Here is a 17,438-nt window from a genome sequence, read left to right as displayed (position 1 = left end):
AGATTTTGCCGTCCCTCATCTCCGGTACGCAACAATCAACCGCGACCGATCATCGAACGGTGCATGCTGCGCTGTTGCTCGCGATAGGCTTCTCCGGAACAACTGCGAGTGTGCGCCCATGGGCCTGAGCTTCGACCCGAATACCGTCTTCCTTCCCGTCGGCCATTTTATCGGCGAGCAGCTGATCGCGGCCGAGGGGGCGATCGAGATGCGCCGACCGTCGGACGGCAAGGCATACGCCGCCAGCCCCGTGGCCGGCGTCGATATGGTCGACCGTGCCGTGGAAAGCGCCAAGGCGGCGCTAAAGGCCAGCAACTGGGGCGGCGTCCGGCCGCGCGAGCGCACCCGGGCGCTTCAGGCCTGGGCCGACCTGATCGAGGCGGAAGCCGAAACGATGGCCAGGATCGAGGCGCTGTGCTCAACCCGGCCCGTCGGCCAGATTGTTACCGGCGACATAGCCGTGACCGCCGAGCAGATCCGCTTCTTCGCCGAGTTCGCCGACAAGGAAGGCAGCGAGCTGGTGCCGACCGACGACGCCAGTCTCGGCATGATCATGAGCGAGCCCTATGGCGTGGTCGGCGCGATCACGCCCTGGAATTTTCCCATCTCGATGGCCGGATGGAAGCTCGGTCCGGCACTGGCCGCGGGCAATGCGGTCGTGCTGAAGCCGTCGGAAATGACGCCCTTTTCGGCAGTCTACATGGCACAACTCGCCATCAAAGCAGGCTTGCCGGCAGGGCTCATAAACGTGGTTCTGGGCGACGGCATGACAACCGGCACGGCGCTGACCGGTCATCCCGAGGTCGCCAAGGTCAGCTTCACCGGCTCGACCCGCGCCGGCTCGGCGATCATGGAGAACGTGGCCCGCACCGGCGTCAAGCCGATGACGCTGGAACTCGGCGGCAAGAGCCCGCAGATCGTCTTCGCCGATGCCGATCTGGACAAGGCAGCGACGGCGATCGCCGGCAGCGTCACCTTCAACGCCGGCCAGGCCTGCGTGGCCGGCACGCGCCTGATTGTCGAGAGGAGCGTCGCCGACAGGCTGACGGTTGCCATCCTGGAACGCATCAAGACGGTACGCCCAGGCCCGACCTGGGACGCGGCGACGCAGTATTCGCCTGTTATCTCGCAACGGCAGCGGGCGCGTATCGACGGCATCGTGCAGGCCGCGATCAAGGCCGGCGGCGAATGCCTGATCGGCGGCGGCGTCATGGACAGCCCGGGCTATTTCTACGAGCCGACGCTGATCGCTAATGTGGACCAGGCCAATCCGGCGATCGTCGAGGAAATCTTCGGCCCGGTCTTGACCGTCCAGACCTTCGAGACCGAGGAAGAGGCGCTGGCGCTGTCGACCCATCCAACCTACGGACTGGCTTCCGGCCTGTTCACCGCCGACCTGTCCCGCACCATCCGCTTCGCGCGAAAGCTCGAAGCCGGCACCGTGTGGGTCAACCGCTACAGCCGCTCGCGCGACCATATCCTGCCGACCGGCGGCTACAAGCGCTCCGGCATCGGCAAGGACCTCGGCCGCGAGGCCTATCTCGCCAATCGCAGGACCAAGAGCGTCCTGATCAGCCTGTAAAGAGATGCCGATGAAGTCCTATTCGATCGCTCTGATCCCCGGTGACGGCATCGGCCGCGATGTGACCACCGCTGCCTGGTCCGTGCTGGAGACCGCGGCGGAACACGCAGGCTTTGCCCTGACGAGCACCGAATTCCCGTGGTCCTGCAAACTCTACAAGGATACCGGCCGCATGATGCCGGAGAACGCCATCGAGACCTTACGCGGCTTTGACGCCATCCTTCTCGGCGCGGTCGGCTGGCCTGCGGAAGTGCCGGATTCCGTTTCGCTGCACGGCCTGCTGCTGCCGATCCGCAAGGCTTTCGTGCAATATGCCAACATCCGGCCGCATCGTCTTCTGCCGGGCGTGACAGGCCCGCTTCGGGCGGAAAACTTCGACATATTGTGCATCCGTGAGAACACCGAAGGCGAATATTCGGGCGCTGGCGGGCGCGTGCATCAAGGCACGCTGGACGAGGTCGCCGTGGAGACCTCGATCTTCACCCGCGCCGGCGTCGAGCGCATCCTGCGCTTTGGCTTCGAGCAGGCGCGGACACGGCGCGGCAGGCTGGCTTCCGTCACCAAATCCAACGCGCAGAAATATTCGATGGTGTTCTGGGACGAGATCACGCGAAAGCTGGCTGCGGAGTATTCTGACGTCGCCGTGACCAGCTATCATGTCGATGCGCTCGCCGCGCGCATGATCATGGCGCCGGAGAGCCTCGACGTGGTCGTCGCCTCCAACCTGTTTGGCGACATCCTCACCGACATCGGCGCGGCCATCCAGGGCGGGCTCGGTTACGCCGCCTCCGCCAACATCAATCCCGACCGCTCGGCGCCGTCGATGTTCGAGCCGGTACACGGCTCGGCGCCCGACATCGCGCATCTGGGCATCGCCAATCCGATCGCCGCCATCTGGTCAGGTGCCATGATGCTCGATCATCTCGGCGAAAAGGCTGCGGCCGGCCGCGTCATGAAGGCGGTCGAGGCCGCAACTGTGCGCGGCATAGGCACCATTCCCGGCAAGGACCGGACGGAGGCCATCACGGCCGCCGTCGTCGCGGCACTCACCTGACTGCAAGGTCGTTTTCGATGAAAAACCTGAAAGACAAAAGTCTCTTCCGCGAAGCCGGCCTGATCGGCGGCGAATGGGTCGCTGCCGGCTCCGGCAGAACGGTCGACGTCGTCGATCCGGCGACGCAGGCGGCGATCGGCTCGGTGCCCGACATGGAGGGTCCGGAGACCCGCGCGGCCATAGACACCGCCGCTTCGGCCTATCGGGACTGGAAGAGAAAGACCAACGCCGAACGCGCCGCGATGCTGGAAGCCTGGCATGAGCTGATGCTCGCGCATCTGGACGATCTCGCGCTGATCCTGACGACCGAACAGGGCAAACCGCTGGACGAGGCCAAAGGCGAGATCCGTTACGGTGCGTCCTTCGTCAAATGGTTCGCGGAGGAGGCGCGCCGCATCAATGGCCACACCATCCCCTCGCCGACGCTAGACCGCCGCATCATCGTGCTGAAGGAACCGGTAGGCGTTTGCGGCATCATCACGCCGTGGAATTTTCCCAATGCGATGATCGCCCGCAAGGTCGCGCCGGCGCTGGCCGCCGGCTGCACGGTGGTGATCAAGCCATCCGAGTTCACGCCCTATTCGGCACTGGCGCTCGGCGTGCTTGCCGAACGGGCGGGCATCCCCGCCGGCGTCATCAACATCGTCACCGGCATGCCGACCGAGATCGGCAACGAGATCATGGCGAACGAGGCCGTTCGCAAGATTTCCTTCACCGGCTCGACCCGGGTCGGCTCGCTGCTGATGCGCGGCGCCGCCGACAGCGTGAAGCGGCTCAGCCTCGAACTCGGCGGCAACGCACCCTTCATCGTCTTCGACGACGCCGATCTCGACCTCGCCGTCGAGGGCGCGCTGGTGTCGAAATTCCGCAATGGCGGCCAGACCTGCGTCTGCGCCAACCGCATCCTCGTCCAGGCCGGAGTCTACGAAACCTTCGCAGCAAAGCTCAGCGCACGCGTCAACGCCATGACGGTGGGGCCCGGCACACAGCCCGGCGTCACCATCGGGCCGATGATCAACATGGCAGCGGTCGAGAAGATCAACCGCCACGTCGAGGACGCGCTCGCCAAGGGTGCTGCGATCATCACCGAGAAGCCGGTGCTGCCGGAGGGTCCTCAGTATGTCGCGCCGCTGGTGCTGAGCGGCGCCACAAAGGACATGCAGCTCGCCGGCGAGGAAACGTTCGGCCCGGTCGCACCGCTTTTCCGGTTCGAGACGGAAGAGGAGGCGATCACGCTGGCCAACGGCACGCCCTACGGGCTTGCCTCCTACTTCTACACCGGGAATTTGAAACGCGCCTGGCGCGTCGGCGAGGCACTGGAGTTCGGCATGGTCGGACTCAACACCGGCTCGGTCTCGATCGAGGTCGCCCCCTTCGGCGGCGTCAAGCTGTCCGGCCTCGGGCGAGAGGGCGCGCAGGCCGGCATCGAGGAATATCTCGAGATGAAAAGCTTTCACATCGGCGGGCTCGGCTGAGGCAATTTGGCTGAAGCCCCAGCCGGGCCGGACCGGCGATCACTGAATCCGGTCGAGCGCCTTGTAGTAGAGGCCGACCATCGGCAGGAACCAGGGCTTGCCGGAATAGCCGGGAATGGCAGGCCATTCGAGGCCCTTCATCGGATTGCGGTCCTCGCGGCCGAGCATGGCGTCGGCCAGGATCATGCCGAGATGGGTGGAAAGCTGCGCACCGTGGCCGGAATAGCCCATCGCGAACCAGACACCGTCATGGTAACCGGCCCGCGGAAAGCGGTCCTTGGTCATGTCGACCAGCCCGCCCCAGCAATAATCGATCTCGACCTTGGCGAGTTGCGGAAAGATCGCCGCGAGGCCTGCCCGCAAGATCTGTCCGCTCCTGGCGTCGGAGCGCTGGTCGGATGTCGCGGAGAAGCGTGCGCGGCCACCGAAGATCAGCCGGTTGTCAGGCGAGAGCCGGAAGTAGTTGCCGATGTTCATCGAGGTCACGCATGTCCGGTTGCCGGGCATGACCGCGGCGATCTCGGCTTCGCTCAACGGCCGGGTGGCGATGATGAAGCTGCCGACGGAGATGATCCTGCGGCGGAAATAGCCGAAGTCAGGCGTGGTGTAGGCGCCTGTCGCCACCAGCACATTGTCGGCGCTGATCCGGCCACGCGAGGTCGTCAGCTCATGCCTGCTGCCGGCCTGCTTGCGGTCCGTCACCGCCGCGTTCTCGTGGATCACGGCGCCGTGGCGGGCGGCTGAAGTCGCCAGGCCAGCCACATAGCGGCCCATATGCATCATGGCGCTCTTCTTCGACAGCATCGCGCCGTGGAAGGGTGAACCGATCTCGGACTTGAGATCCGCCGCCGACAGCAGCGCGGTATCGGGGTCCACTTCGGCGTGAAGGGCTTCGAAATTGCGGGCGATTGATGCAAAATGCTGCGGCTTGGAGGCGAGCTTCAGCTTGCCGGCGCGGCGGAAACTGCAGTCGATGCCTTCGTCGGCGATCAGCGCCTCGATGGTATCGACGGAATCGTCCAGCGCCCGGTAGAGCGCGACTGCGCGGTCCTTGCCGAGCTCCGCCTTGGCGGAGAGGTAGCTGTGGGCGAGGCCGTTGTTGAGGTGCCCGCCATTGCGGCCGGATGCGCCCCAGCCCACCCGCTCCGCCTCCAGCACGGCCACCTTCGCGCCGGCCTTCGCCAGTTGGCGCGCCGCGGCGAGACCGGTGAATCCGCCGCCGATGATGGCGGCATCGTAGTGCCCCTCGACCGGGCCTTGCGCCCCGCCGCAAAAGAAGGGAGCTGTGTCGTGCCAGTAGGAGACGAACTTCATCAGCAATCCGCCTGTTTCAAAGACCGACCACGCCCGGAAGGCCCGAAATGTCTGATATCTCGACATAGCAGTAATACGGGTTGGCCGGTTCATGGCCGCGATTGACCCAGACCTTGTTCTTGATGCCGAGATCGTATGCCGACATCAGGTCGTAGCGGAATGACGACGAGCAGTGAAGGATATCTTCCGGGCCGCAGCCCAGCCTGTCGAACATATATTCGAAGGCCTTGAATCGGGGCTTGTACGCCTGCGCCTGCTCGGCCGTGTAGACGGCATGGAACGGTGCGCCGAGCTTCTCGACATTGGACATGATCTGCGCGTTCATGGCATTGGACAGGATGACCAGCGGAATTTCCTTGGCGACCTTCGCCAGGCCGGCCGGAACGTCGGCGTGCGGCCCCCATGTCGGGACACGCTCATAGACCATTTTGGCATCGTCGGCGCTGAAGGCGACGCCATTGCGCTTGCAGGAGCGCTCGAGCGCGTTGTGGACGACGTCGGCATAGGGCTTCCAGTCGCCCATGATCTCGTCGAGCCGATAGGCTGAGAAGTTCCTGATGAACCCCAGCATGCGCGGCTCGTCGAGCCGGCTGCCGTAGAGGTCGCGGGCCGCTTCCGCCATCTGGAAATGGATCAACGTGCCGTAGCAGTCGAAGGTGATGTATTTGGGCCTGAAGGAAGCCATGTCCGTCGATCTCCGGTGGAAGCACATCCGTGCTGGGATGTATTTCATCATAGGACGGCAGGCAGCGACCCACCTGACCGAAATCGCCCTCCCGAAAGCAGAAAGTTCCGTATCCGCCATCCGGTTTGGCACGCTGTAGCATGTGGCGTGCCGACTGTGGCGGTGTGCGCGGCGTGAAGCACATCCGCCGCGCACGGTGCCAGCACAAGATGCGGCGCACCCGTCGCGCTACGGCGAAAGATACTGTCGAAGCCAGGGCCTTCAGACGATCTGCGGCGCGCTGATGGTCGAAACTTGGCATCAGACGGAAGGATGCCTCATGCAGCAGGCCGACATCGAACTCCAGGCCTTCGGGCCGCACCATATCGAGGGCGCCGTGGCGCTTTCTCGCCAGGAGAATTGGCCGCATCGGCCGCAGGACTGGCAGATGGCGCTGCAGCTCTCGAACGGCGCGGTCGCGCTCGACGGTCAGGGCCACGTCACCGGAACCATCCTGGTCACGCCCTACGGCGCGGATTGCGCCATGATCAACATGGTGATCGTCGACAGGAACGCGCGGGGCAAGGGGCTCGGGCGCCGGCTCATGGATCAGGCCTTCGCCCTGGCCGGAAACCGTCCGCTGCGGCTCGTCGCGACGGCGGACGGCATGCCTCTCTATGAGAAATTGGGCTTCGTGCCCTCCGGAACGATCCGGCAGCATCAGGGCAGCGTTGCCAAACTTGGTGCACCCGACGGCGTGGAAGCCGCGGGCATCGACGATCTCCCTGAAATCAAGGCGCTGGACCGCGACGCCTATGGCGCCGACCGTGAAGCCCTGATCGATGCGCTGGCGGAGCGCGGCCAGTTCGCGGTCATCCGCCGCAACGGCGCCATCGAGGCCTATGCCGCGATCCGCCCGTTTGGACGTGGCGAGGTGATCGGTCCGGTCATCGCGGGAAGCGCCAACGAGGCGAAGGCCCTGATCGGCTTCTTTGCCGCGCCGCGTCACGGCGCCTTCCTGCGCGTGGATACCGGCAGCCGGACCGGCATCGCCAGCTGGCTCGAGGAAATCGGCCTCGCCCATGTTGGCGGCGGCGTGGCCATGGACCGTCCGCCCAAGACGGTCGCGGAACAGGCCAGGCCAAAAGTTTACGCCCTCGCCAACCAGGCGCTCGGCTAGGAGGATAACAATGCTCGCCAATTCCCTGATCGAACTCGACCGCGCCCATCTCATCCATCCAGTCTCATCATATCGCGGCCATGAGGCGATTGGCGTGCGCGTCTTGAAATCGGCGAAGGGCGCGACCGTGACCGAAGCGTCCGGGCGGCAACTCGTCGACGGCTTCGCGGGGCTGTGGTGCGTCAATGCCGGCTACGGCCACGACAGCATCGTCGAGGCGGCGGCCCGGCAGATGCGCGAGCTCCCTTACGCTACTGCCTATTTCGACCTCGGTTCGGAGCCGGCTATCCGGCTCGCCTCCGAACTGGCCGAGCGCGCGCCGGGCGACCTCAATCACGTCTTTTTCACGCTTGGGGGGTCGGACGCGGTCGACAGCACGATCCGTTTCGTCCGCTACTACTGGAATGCCAAAGGCGAACCGCAACGCGACCAGTTCATTTCCATCGAACAGGGCTACCACGGGTCGTCGGTGGTCGGCGCGGGCCTGACCGCCCTGCCCGCCTTTCACGCCGGTTTCGGCATTCCCTTCGAATGGCAGCACAAGATCCCCTCCCCCTATCCCTATCGCAACCCGATCGGCGAGGACGGCAATGCGATCATCGCCGCATCGCTAGCTGCGCTGAGGGCCAAGATCGAGGATCTCGGAGCGGAGCGGGTCGCCGCTTTCTATGCCGAGCCGATCCAGGGCTCGGGCGGCGTCATCGTCCCGCCGAAAGGCTGGATCAAAGCCATGCGTGAGCTCTGCCGGGAGTATGGCATCCTGTTCATCGCCGACGAGGTGATCACCGGCTTTGGCCGCACCGGGCCGCTGTTCGCCTGCACGGAGGAGGACATCGTTCCCGATTTCATGACGACCGCGAAGGGGCTGACCTCGGGCTATGTTCCCATGGGCGCCGTGTTCATGGCCGATCATGTCTACAACGTCATCGCCGATGGCGCGGGCACCTCGGCGGTCGGCCACGGCTACACCTATTCCGCCCACCCCGTCAGCGCCGCCGTCGCGCTCGAGGTGCTGAAGCTCTATGAAGACGGCCTTCTGGAGAACGGCATCAAGGCCGGCGCTCGGCTGATGGCGGGCTTGGAGGGCCTGAGGAACCATCCGCTTGTCGGCGATGTGCGCGGTCGCGGCATGCTTGCCGCCATCGAACTGGTGGTCGACAAACAGAAGAAGACGCCGCTTCCGGCGTCGGCAATGCCGGCACGGCGCGTCTTCGACAGGGCGTGGGACAACGGCCTCATCATCCGTGCTTTTGCCAACGGGGTTCTCGGCTATGCTCCTCCGCTTTGCTGCACCGACGCCGACATCGATGCGATCATCGAGCGCACGCGCCGGACGCTCGACCAGACGCTGGACGATCCCGATGTCCGCCAGGCTCTGGCATGATGGCGGCGAAATATGTCGTGTCTCGAAATATCGCCGGGGCGGACGATTTCGCAATTTTGTGCCGCGCCCTCACGCCTTTTCGGCGAATCCAGCGCGGGGGAAGTGCCAGACTGCTCATAAGACAAGGCCAGAAAGCCCGGATTTCCGGGCCTTCGAAAATGGCCGACGCCCCGGACAGAACGGAATTTTGTTCTGTTCAACACATGCAATTCGGCCGCGCGCAGAGGAGAGCCAGTCTTGGCCAGGGGCTTTAGCGAATTCAAATACTTGACCTTCGATGTGGTCGGCACGCTCATCGACTTCGAAGGCGGCATCACGACCTGCCTGGCGGGAATTGCCGCCGAGGCCGGTGTGCCGATCGATGGCGAGGAAGCGCTGAGCCTCTACCGGCAGGCCCGCTACATGCCCGATGCCGGCCTGTTTCCCGACGATCTCGTACGTGTCTACACAGTCATCGCGCCGCAACTCGGCCTGCCGGCTGATGAAAAATACGGCGTCCGCCTGCGGGATTCGGCCAGCGTCTGGCAAGGCTTCCCGGACAGCGCGGCGGCGTTGGCCGAGCTTGCGAAGTCGCACAGGCTGATTGCCATGACCAATGCCCGGCGCTGGGCGCTCGATCATTTCGAAAAGCAGCTCGGTTCGCCCTTCTTCGCCACTTTCACCGCCGATGATACCGGCACGGAGAAACCGGACCCGGCCTTCTTCCAGAAGGTCTTCGATTTCGTGGCCTCCCGGGGCGACAGCAAGGACGACATCCTCCACGTCGCGCAGAGCCAGTATCACGACATCGGTATATCCCGGGCGCTTGGCTTGACCAATTGCTGGATCGAGCGCCGGCACGCCCAGAAGGGCTATGGCGGCACGATCGAGCCCGAGCGCTTCACCGCGCCGGACTATCACTTCACCTCAATGGCCGCATTGGCGACGGCCGTGCGGGAAAGCCTGAAGGAACGAACCTGAGCCCAAGCCCGGAAAGCCGCAGCAAGACGAGCATCCCGGAGAAACAAACAGAAAGGGGAATGATATGACCGACAAGATCACGAACTGGACCAGCGCAGACGATGCCATGGTCGAAACCGCCATTCGGCGGGGCGCTAGCCGCCGCGAACTTCTCAAGATGCTGTTGGCCGGCGGCGCCGCGGTTGCCGCGGGCAGCGTGGTGCTTGGCCGTGCCACCCAAGCCGTCGCCGCCACGCCGGTTTCCGGCGGCAGTTTTAAGGCCGCCGGCTGGTCGTCATCGACCGCCGACACGCTCGATCCGGCAAAGGCGTCGCTCTCGACCGACTATGTCCGCTGCTGCTCGCTCTACAACCGCCTGACTTTCCTTGACAAGGATGGCGTCACGCAGATGGAGCTGGCTGAAAGCTTCGACAGCAAGGACGCCAAGACGTGGACCGTGAAGCTGCGCAAGGGCGTCACCTTCCATGACGGCAAGGACCTCACCGCCGAGGACGTCGTCTTCTCGCTGAAGCGCCATCTTGATCCGGCGGTCGGCTCCAAGGTCGCCAAGATCGCCGCGCAGATGTCCGGCTTCAAGGCGGTCGACAAGTCGACCGTCGAAATCACGCTGGCCGACCCGAATGCCGACCTCCCGACCATCCTGGCGCTGCATCACTTCATGATCGTGGCGGACGGCACGACCGACTTCTCCAAGGGCAATGGCACCGGCGCCTTCGTGCTGCAAACGTTCGAACCGGGTGTGCGGTCGGTCGTCACCAAGAACAAGAATTACTGGAAGTCGGGCAAGCCCTACCTCGACTCCTTCGAGTTCATCGCCATCAGCGACGACAGCGCCCGCGTGAACGCCCTGCTTTCCGGTGACATCAATTTCGCCGCCTCGATCAATCCGCGCGCGATGAAGCTCATCGGCGGCCAGCAGGGCTTCGAATTGTCGAAGACGACCTCGGGCAACTACACCGACCTCAACATCCGGCTCGACATGGATCCGGGCAGCAAGGCCGACTTCGTGGCCGGCATGAAATATCTCGTCAACCGCGAGCAGATCGTCAAATCGGCATTGCGCGGCCTCGGCGAAATCGGCAACGACCAGCCCGTCTCGCCGGCGAATATCTTCCACAACGCCGACCTCAAGCCAAAGGCTTTCGACCCAGACAAGGCGAAGTTCCACTTCAAGAAGGCAGGCCTGCTCGGCCAGTCCATTCCGGTGATCGCTTCCGACGCCGCGACCTCGTCGATCGACATGGCGGTGATTATCCAGGCCGCCGGCGCGGATATCGGCATGAAGCTCGACGTCCAGCGCGTCCCGTCCGATGGTTATTGGGACAATTACTGGCTCAAGGCGCCGATTCATTTCGGCAACATCAACCCGCGCCCGACGCCGGACATCCTGTTCTCGCTCCTCTACGCCTCCAACGCGCCCTGGAACGAAAGCCAGTACAAGTCCGAGAAGTTCGACAAGCTGCTCGTCGAGGCGCGCGGCTCGCTCGACCAGGGCAAGCGCAAGGAAATCTACGGCCAGATGCAGACCATGGTCTCCGAGGAGGCCGGCACCATCATCCCGGCCTACATCTCCAACGTGGATGCCCTCTCCAGCAAAGTGAAGGGTTTGGAGGCGAACCCACTCGGTGGCATGATGGGCTACGCAATGGCGGAATATCTCTGGCTCGAAGCCTGAGAGGCGCCTGCCAGGGACCGGACAACCGGTCCCTGGCACATTATTGCGCAACATGGCTTGGCCGAACGCAACCGCAGGAGCGCTTCCATGACGTCTGGGGTTTTAAACCTCGTGCTGAAGCGGCTGGCAATCGCGGTCGTCACGCTTCTGATCGTCCTGTTCGCCGTGTTTTTCGCCACCAGCATGCTGCCCGGCGACACCGCGACGATCCTGCTCGGCCAGGCGGCCACCCCGGAGGCGGTCGCCGGCCTGCGCGATGCCATGCATCTCAACGATCCGGCAATCCTGCGCTTCCTGCGCTGGCTTCTCGGCCTGCTCCACGGCGACCTCGGCACCTCCTATGCCAATGAGATGCCGGTCGCGGCGCTGATCGGCGGGCGCTTCGTCAACACAATGGAGCTCGCCGGCATCACCACGCTGCTCTCGGTGCCGCTGGCGCTGACGCTCGGCATCACCGCTGCCATGTTGCGCGGTTCCCTCTACGACCGCACCGTCACCATTGTTTCGATCGGCGTCATCTCCGTGCCGGAATTCATGGTCGCGACGCTGGCGGTCCTGCTTTTCGCCGTTTATCTCAAATGGCTGCCGGCACTGTCCTCGGTCAATGAGGCGCATACGCTGACCGACCTCGTGCGCATCTATGCAATGCCCGTGATCACGCTCACCTTCGTCATCTCAGCTCAGATGATCCGCATGACCCGTGCCGCGGTGATCGAAACGCTCTCCACGCCTTATGTCGAGATGGCGCTTCTCAAAGGCGCCTCACGCGGCCGCATGGTGCTCAAGCACGCGCTTCCCAATGCGCTCGGGCCGATCGTCAACGCGGTCGCGCTTTCGCTGTCCTATCTGGTCGGCGGCGTCATCATCGTGGAAACGATCTTCAACTATCCCGGCATCGCCAAGCTGATGGTCGATGCGGTCGCGACCCGCGACCTGCCGCTGATCCAGAGCTGCGCGATGATCTTCTGCCTCGGCTATCTCTTGCTCATCACCGTCGCCGACATCATCGCCATCATGTCCAACCCGAGGCTCAGGTGACGATGGCGCGCGCGGCAGCTTCCCGACGGTCCTTACTGGGTCACAGTTACAATCTCGTGGGCGTCGTGGCCGCGCTGGTCATCCTGGCGTGGACGCTGATCGCCATCTTCGCGCCCACCATCATTCCCCATTCGATCGGCGACATCGTCGACGACGATTATTTCGGCCCGATGCGTCAGGGTCTATGGCTCGGATCGGACTATCTGGGGCGCGACATGCTCTCGCGGGTGCTGATGGGCGCCCGCTACACCGTCGGCATGTCGCTCGCCGCCGTCGCCATCGCCTGCTTCTCGGGCGTGGTGCTGGGGATGATCGCGGCCGTCACCGGCGGTTGGCTCGACACCTGCCTCAGCCGCTTCCTCGACGCCATGAACTCCATCCCCAGCAAGCTGTTCGGCCTTGTGGTCGTCGCCGCGGTCGGCTCGTCGATCCCGGCGCTGATCCTGACGCTCGCCGTCATCTATATACCGGGCGCCTACCGCTTCGCGCGGGCGCTCGCCGTCAACATCAACACCATGGACTTCATGACCGTCGCCCGCGTCCGCGGCGAGAGCACCGCCTATCTCATCGGGTCCGAAATCCTGCCCAACATCATCCGCCCGGTGCTGGCCGATTTCGGCCTGCGCTTCGTCTTCATCGTGCTCTTGCTCTCCGGCCTGTCCTTCCTCGGGCTCGGCCTGCAGCCGCCGCTCGCCGACTGGGGCGCGCTGGTGCGCGAGAACATAGGCGGCCTGCCCTTTGCGGCGCCCGCCGTCATCGTTCCCTCGCTGGCGATCGCCAGCCTCACCATCAGCGTCAACCTGCTGATCGACAACCTGCCGCAGAAGATCAGGGACAGGGACGCATGAGCAATCTCGTCGAGGTCAGGAATCTGAGGATCGAGGCGACGACAGACGCCGGACGTATCGTCGAAATCATCAAGGGCGTCAGTCTCGACATCGCCGACGGCGAGATCGTTGCCCTGATCGGCGAGAGCGGCTCCGGCAAGACGACGGTGGCGCTCTCGCTCATGGGCTATGCGCGGCTCGGCTGCCGGATCACCGGCGGCGAGATCAATGTCAACGGCAAGAACATGGCGGCACTTTCCGAAAAGCAGCGCGCCAAATTGCGCGGCACCGACATTGCCTATGTTCCGCAAAGTGCCGCCGCTTCGTTCAACCCGTCGTCCACCATCATGGAACAGGTCATCGAGGTCACGCGCATCCACGGAATGATGCCGCCCGAGCAGGCGCGAAAGCGAGCGGTCGAGCTGTTCCGGGCCTTGTCGCTACCGGATCCGGAAGGGATCGGCGCGCGTTATCCGCACCAGGTTTCGGGCGGGCAATTGCAGCGGCTGTCGGCGGCCATGGCGCTGATCGGCGATCCCAAGCTGATGATCTTCGACGAGCCGACGACGGCACTCGACGTAACGACACAGATCGACGTGCTGAAGGCATTCAAGTCGGTCATGCGGGCGGGCGGAATAGCGGGGGTCTATGTCTCACACGACCTCGCCGTCGTCGCCCAGATCGCCGACCGCATCGTTGTGCTGAAGAGCGGCGAAGTGCAGGAGACCGGCACCACGGCTCAGATACTTTCGGCTGCCCAGCACCCCTATACGCGCGAACTGCTGGCTGCCTTCGAGCCGAAGCCGCGGCAAGCGCATGCGGACGCGGATGCCGGCGCGAAGCCGTTGCTGCGCATCGACAATGTGACGGCCGGCTATGGCGCGGTGCGGGCTGACGGACTGCCGCTTATCCGCGCCGTCGATACCGTCAGCCTGGTCGTCGAGAAGGGGCGCAACCTCGGTGTCATCGGCGAATCCGGCTGCGGAAAATCAACGCTGGCGCGCGTCATCGCCGGCATCCATCCGGCGGCGGCCGGCGACATCATATTCGACGGCAAGCAACTGGAGCGCGCCGCAGGGAAACGCAGCCAGGACCAGCTGCGCGAGATGCAGATCGTGTTCCAGTATGCCGATACCGCGCTCAATCCGGCCAAGCCCGTGGAGGACATCATTTCCCGGCCGCTGGCTTTCTATCACCGGCTCGACAGGCAGGCGCGCTCGAAGCGCGTCGGCGAACTGCTCGACATGGTTCGCCTGCCCAGGACGCTGCGCTACCGTCGCCCGTCGGAGCTCTCGGGCGGCCAGAAGCAGCGCGTGAACTTCGCGCGCGCCCTGGCGGCCGGACCCAAGCTCATCATCTGCGACGAAATCACCTCGGCGCTCGACACGGTGGTGGCGGCCGCCGTGATCGAACTGCTCAAGGAGCTGCAGCGCGAGCTGGGCCTTTCCTACATTTTCATCAGCCACGACCTCTCCGTCGTCGAAGCGATCTGCGACGAGATCATGGTCATGTACAATGGCGAGCGGGTGGAGCAGATCACGCCCGACAAGCTGAAGGCGCCCACCCACCCCTATTCCAAGCTTCTGTTCTCCTCCGTGCCAAAGCTCGATCCGACGTGGCTCGATGGCCTCGTCCGAGACCCCGAGCTCGTCAGCCAGTACGGCCACCGCTGACTACAAGGGAAACAGGCTGGGCAGCTACCTCGGAAACAGGCTGGGCAGCGGCATGTGCGCCTTGACGATGGGAGACTTCAGCACCACGAAGCTGAAACACTTGTCGATGCCGATATCCATGTCGGTCAGCCGCTCCACGATCGCCTGATATTCGGCAATCCCACCCGTGACGAATTTCAAGAGATAATCGTAACGGGCGGAAACGCGGTGGCATTCGACGGCCGCATCAACCTTGTCGATGGCGGCGAGGAAACGCGCGAAGTCGATCTGGCGATGGTTCTTTAGCGTGATTTCCGTGAAGACGGTGAGCGTCCGGCCCAGCTTTGCGATGTCGATCTGCGCCGAATAGCGCACGATATAGCCTTCGGCCTGCAGCTTCTTTACCCGCATCAGGCACGGGCTGGGGGAGAGATTGACCAATTCCGCCAGCTCCACATTGGTGATGCGGCCGTTCTTCTGCAGCTCGTACAGAATCTTGATGTCAATCCGATCGAGTTTCATGGGCCCTGCCTACAATTGCGAGCAGAGCCGGTAGGCCTCATAGATCGACGAGTAGATGTCCCTGCTGGCAACGGCGTCTCCAATGCGATGCAGGACGAACGATCCGGGAGCTTGGGGACGATTGTCCCCCTTCGTTTCCGTTCCCGTCATAAGCGCTATGTCGGTGACGCCGTTGTTGGCGGAGCGCGCACGCAATTCCTGGTAGGTATCTTCCATCGGCACCGTGCCGCGCTCGACAATGAGTTGGGCCGCCGTCATTTCCGTTTCCGCACCGGTGAGCTCATGCCGGAACGTGGCGGCGATGCCGTTGCCCTGGCGCGCTGCCTTGACCAGGCGCACATCGCTGACGACCCGGATGCCGCGTTCCGAGGCGCGTTTGCGAAAACTCACCCTGTCCGGATAGGGCGTCTCGATCGCCAGGGTGTCGTCCGCTATGGCCAAGCTGATCACGCGCCCCGGGCGGGCAAGATGCAGGGCGCAGGAAATTGCGGCCTGGCGTCCGGTCTCATCATAGATGAGCACATCGTCCTTTGCCGGCACGACCCCGGTCAGGACGTCCCAGACGCTGTCGCAATGTTCGGCGCCCTTCAGCCATTCCATGTCCGGAATGCCACCGGTTGCGATGATGACCGCGTCCGGTTTGTCGGCAAGGACGACTTCCGCGTCAGCATAGGTGTTGAGACGGACGTCCACGCCCAGGCGAGCGAGTTCGCCGGTACGCCAGTCGACTATGCCGATGAGGTCCTTGCGGTCGAATGCGGAGGCAGCGACAAGCACCTGTCCGCCAAGCCGTGCCCCGGCTTCAAGCAGGCTCACTCGGTGTCCGCGCTCGGCGGCGACTCTTGCCGCCTCCATCCCACCCGGACCACCGCCGACCACGACCACCCGTTTCGGCGTTTCGGCCCGATCAATGAGGTGATTGACGATCGTTTCATGGCCGCTGGCCGGGTTGTGAATGCACTGCACCTTCTTGTACAGGCAGTAGGACGCGCCGACGCAGGGGCGAATGCGTTCTTCCTCTCCCCGCATCACCTTGTTGACGATGTGCGGGTCGGCAATATGCGCTCGCGTCATGCCGACCAGATCGACAAGGTTTTCGCGGATCGCATGGCGGGCCGTCGCGACATCCCTGATGGCCGCGGCGTGAATCACGGGAAGTCTGGTTTCCCGTTTGAACTGCCCGACCAGCGGCAGAAACGGCGCGCTAGCGCCAAACATGCCGGGCATGTTCTGCTCTGCCAGCGACAGATCGGTGTCCATGCGGCCAAAAATACAGTTGAAGAAGTCGATATGACCTTCCCGCTCGAACAGCCTGGCAAAAGCAAGGCATTCCTCGAAATCCGACCCGTCCTCGACGGCCTCGTCGATCACCAACCGGATGCCGACAGCAAAATCGTCGCCCACCGCGCGGCGTATCGCCTCGTGAACCATCAGGCCGAAGCGCGCACGGTTTTCCAGCGAACCGCCGAAGCCGTCCGTGCGTCTGTTGGTTCTGCGCGAGAGGAATTGCCCGATCAGATGGCCGCCCGTGACCGTCTCGACGCCATCCAGACCGCCGTCCACGCAGCGCCTTGCGGCACTCGCATAATCCTTGATGATCCTGTCGATGTCCGCGGCGTCCATCTCCTTCGGGAAATTCCGGTTTCGCGTCTCGCGAACGCGTGACGGCGCCACCGGCGGCAGCCAGTTCCCGGCATAGGCGGTGGCACGCCGGCCAAGGTGTGAGACCTGGCACATGACGGCGGCGCCAAGGCGATGAATTCGCTGCGACAGCGACTGGAGATGAGGGACGATGTGATCGGTCGAAAGGTCCAACTGACCGCCGCCCCAACTGGAGTCGGGCGACGTCATGGCCGAGCCGCCCGCCATGGTCATAGCCAGGCCGCCGCGCGCTTTCTCCTCATGGTAGCGCTGGTAGCGCTCGAGCGGCAGGCCGCCATCGTCCAGCATCGAAGCATGACTGGTGCTGACGACACGGTTGCGCAGCGTCAGACCCTTGAGCCGAAACGGCCGAAGCAGAGGATCGCTGGATGTGCCGCCTGCTTGAGATGCCGCTATCTTCACGTCCTGCTCCACCCCATTCACGAAGCTTATAGTTCGTCATTTGTGGG

At 64.0% G+C, this 17,438-nt stretch carries 14 protein-coding genes; 10 read left to right on the top strand and 4 right to left on the bottom strand.

Annotated elements, in window-relative coordinates; all coding sequences use genetic code 11:
• Positions 1–118 precede the first annotated feature (118 nt).
• From ACSQ3L_RS12685 to ACSQ3L_RS12675, 3 genes are read left to right on the top strand one after another with little or no spacing between them, the layout of a single operon-like run.
• On the top strand, positions 119–1,582 hold the full coding sequence (locus ACSQ3L_RS12685) for an aldehyde dehydrogenase family protein (RefSeq protein WP_436160257.1): 1,464 nt from the start codon (positions 119–121) through the stop codon (positions 1,580–1,582).
• Positions 1,583–1,592: 10 nt separating this feature from the next.
• Entirely contained in the window at positions 1,593–2,636 is a 1,044-nt protein-coding gene (locus ACSQ3L_RS12680) for a tartrate dehydrogenase (protein WP_436160256.1), read from the top strand.
• Positions 2,637–2,653: 17 nt separating this feature from the next.
• Positions 2,654–4,111, top strand: a complete 1,458-nt coding sequence (locus ACSQ3L_RS12675) for an NAD-dependent succinate-semialdehyde dehydrogenase (protein ID WP_436160255.1) — start codon at positions 2,654–2,656, stop codon at positions 4,109–4,111.
• Between the two features lie 39 nt (positions 4,112–4,150).
• Here the strand turns inward: ACSQ3L_RS12675 and ACSQ3L_RS12670 are convergent, their stop codons facing one another.
• Both ACSQ3L_RS12670 and ACSQ3L_RS12665 read right to left on the bottom strand, forming a co-directional pair.
• A complete protein-coding gene (locus ACSQ3L_RS12670; RefSeq protein ID WP_436160254.1) occupies positions 4,151–5,425 on the bottom strand; it encodes an NAD(P)/FAD-dependent oxidoreductase in 1,275 nt (424 codons plus the stop codon).
• Between the two features lie 16 nt (positions 5,426–5,441).
• Positions 5,442–6,110, bottom strand: coding sequence for a haloacid dehalogenase type II (locus ACSQ3L_RS12665; protein WP_436160253.1), 669 nt, complete (start codon positions 6,108–6,110; stop codon positions 5,442–5,444).
• Between the two features lie 319 nt (positions 6,111–6,429).
• Here ACSQ3L_RS12665 and ACSQ3L_RS12660 point away from each other — a divergent pair, with 319 nt between their 5' ends.
• From ACSQ3L_RS12660 to ACSQ3L_RS12630, 7 genes are all read left to right on the top strand, one after another.
• Entirely contained in the window at positions 6,430–7,269 is an 840-nt protein-coding gene (locus tag ACSQ3L_RS12660) for a GNAT family N-acetyltransferase (protein ID WP_436160252.1), read from the top strand.
• Between the two features lie 10 nt (positions 7,270–7,279).
• The gene (locus ACSQ3L_RS12655; protein WP_436160251.1) at positions 7,280–8,653 is read left to right on the top strand and encodes an aspartate aminotransferase family protein; all 1,374 of its coding nucleotides are present in this window, start codon (positions 7,280–7,282) and stop codon (positions 8,651–8,653) included.
• A gap of 237 nt (positions 8,654–8,890) precedes the next feature.
• On the top strand, positions 8,891–9,613 hold the full coding sequence (locus tag ACSQ3L_RS12650) for an HAD-IA family hydrolase (protein ID WP_436160250.1): 723 nt from the start codon (positions 8,891–8,893) through the stop codon (positions 9,611–9,613).
• A 64-nt stretch (positions 9,614–9,677) separates the two neighbouring features.
• Positions 9,678–11,288 carry an ABC transporter substrate-binding protein gene (locus tag ACSQ3L_RS12645; RefSeq protein WP_436160249.1) on the top strand — a complete coding sequence of 537 codons (1,611 nt, stop codon included), beginning with the start codon at positions 9,678–9,680 and terminating at the stop codon, positions 11,286–11,288.
• An 87-nt stretch (positions 11,289–11,375) separates the two neighbouring features.
• The gene (locus ACSQ3L_RS12640) at positions 11,376–12,326 is read left to right on the top strand and encodes an ABC transporter permease (RefSeq protein WP_436160248.1); all 951 of its coding nucleotides are present in this window, start codon (positions 11,376–11,378) and stop codon (positions 12,324–12,326) included.
• Between the two features lie 2 nt (positions 12,327–12,328).
• Positions 12,329–13,174: an ABC transporter permease gene (locus ACSQ3L_RS12635; protein ID WP_436163419.1), complete on the top strand. Its 846-nt coding sequence runs from the start codon at positions 12,329–12,331 to the stop codon at positions 13,172–13,174.
• The gene (locus tag ACSQ3L_RS12630; protein ID WP_436160247.1) at positions 13,171–14,826 is read left to right on the top strand and encodes an ABC transporter ATP-binding protein; all 1,656 of its coding nucleotides are present in this window, start codon (positions 13,171–13,173) and stop codon (positions 14,824–14,826) included. Before ACSQ3L_RS12635 ends, ACSQ3L_RS12630 begins: the two co-directional genes overlap by 4 nt.
• 24 nt (positions 14,827–14,850) lie before the next feature.
• Here ACSQ3L_RS12630 and ACSQ3L_RS12625 read toward each other — a convergent pair whose 3' ends face one another.
• Entirely contained in the window at positions 14,851–15,327 is a 477-nt protein-coding gene (locus ACSQ3L_RS12625; protein ID WP_436160246.1) for an Lrp/AsnC family transcriptional regulator, read from the bottom strand.
• A gap of 9 nt (positions 15,328–15,336) precedes the next feature.
• Entirely contained in the window at positions 15,337–17,391 is a 2,055-nt protein-coding gene (locus tag ACSQ3L_RS12620) for an FAD-dependent oxidoreductase (protein WP_436160245.1), read from the bottom strand.
• Between the last annotated feature and the right edge of the window lie 47 nt (positions 17,392–17,438).

It is taken from the genome of Mesorhizobium sp. LjRoot246 (genome assembly GCF_964254115.1).
Lineage (GTDB): Bacteria > Pseudomonadota > Alphaproteobacteria > Rhizobiales > Rhizobiaceae > Mesorhizobium.
This window is presented reverse-complemented; position numbering and strand designations above follow the sequence as displayed.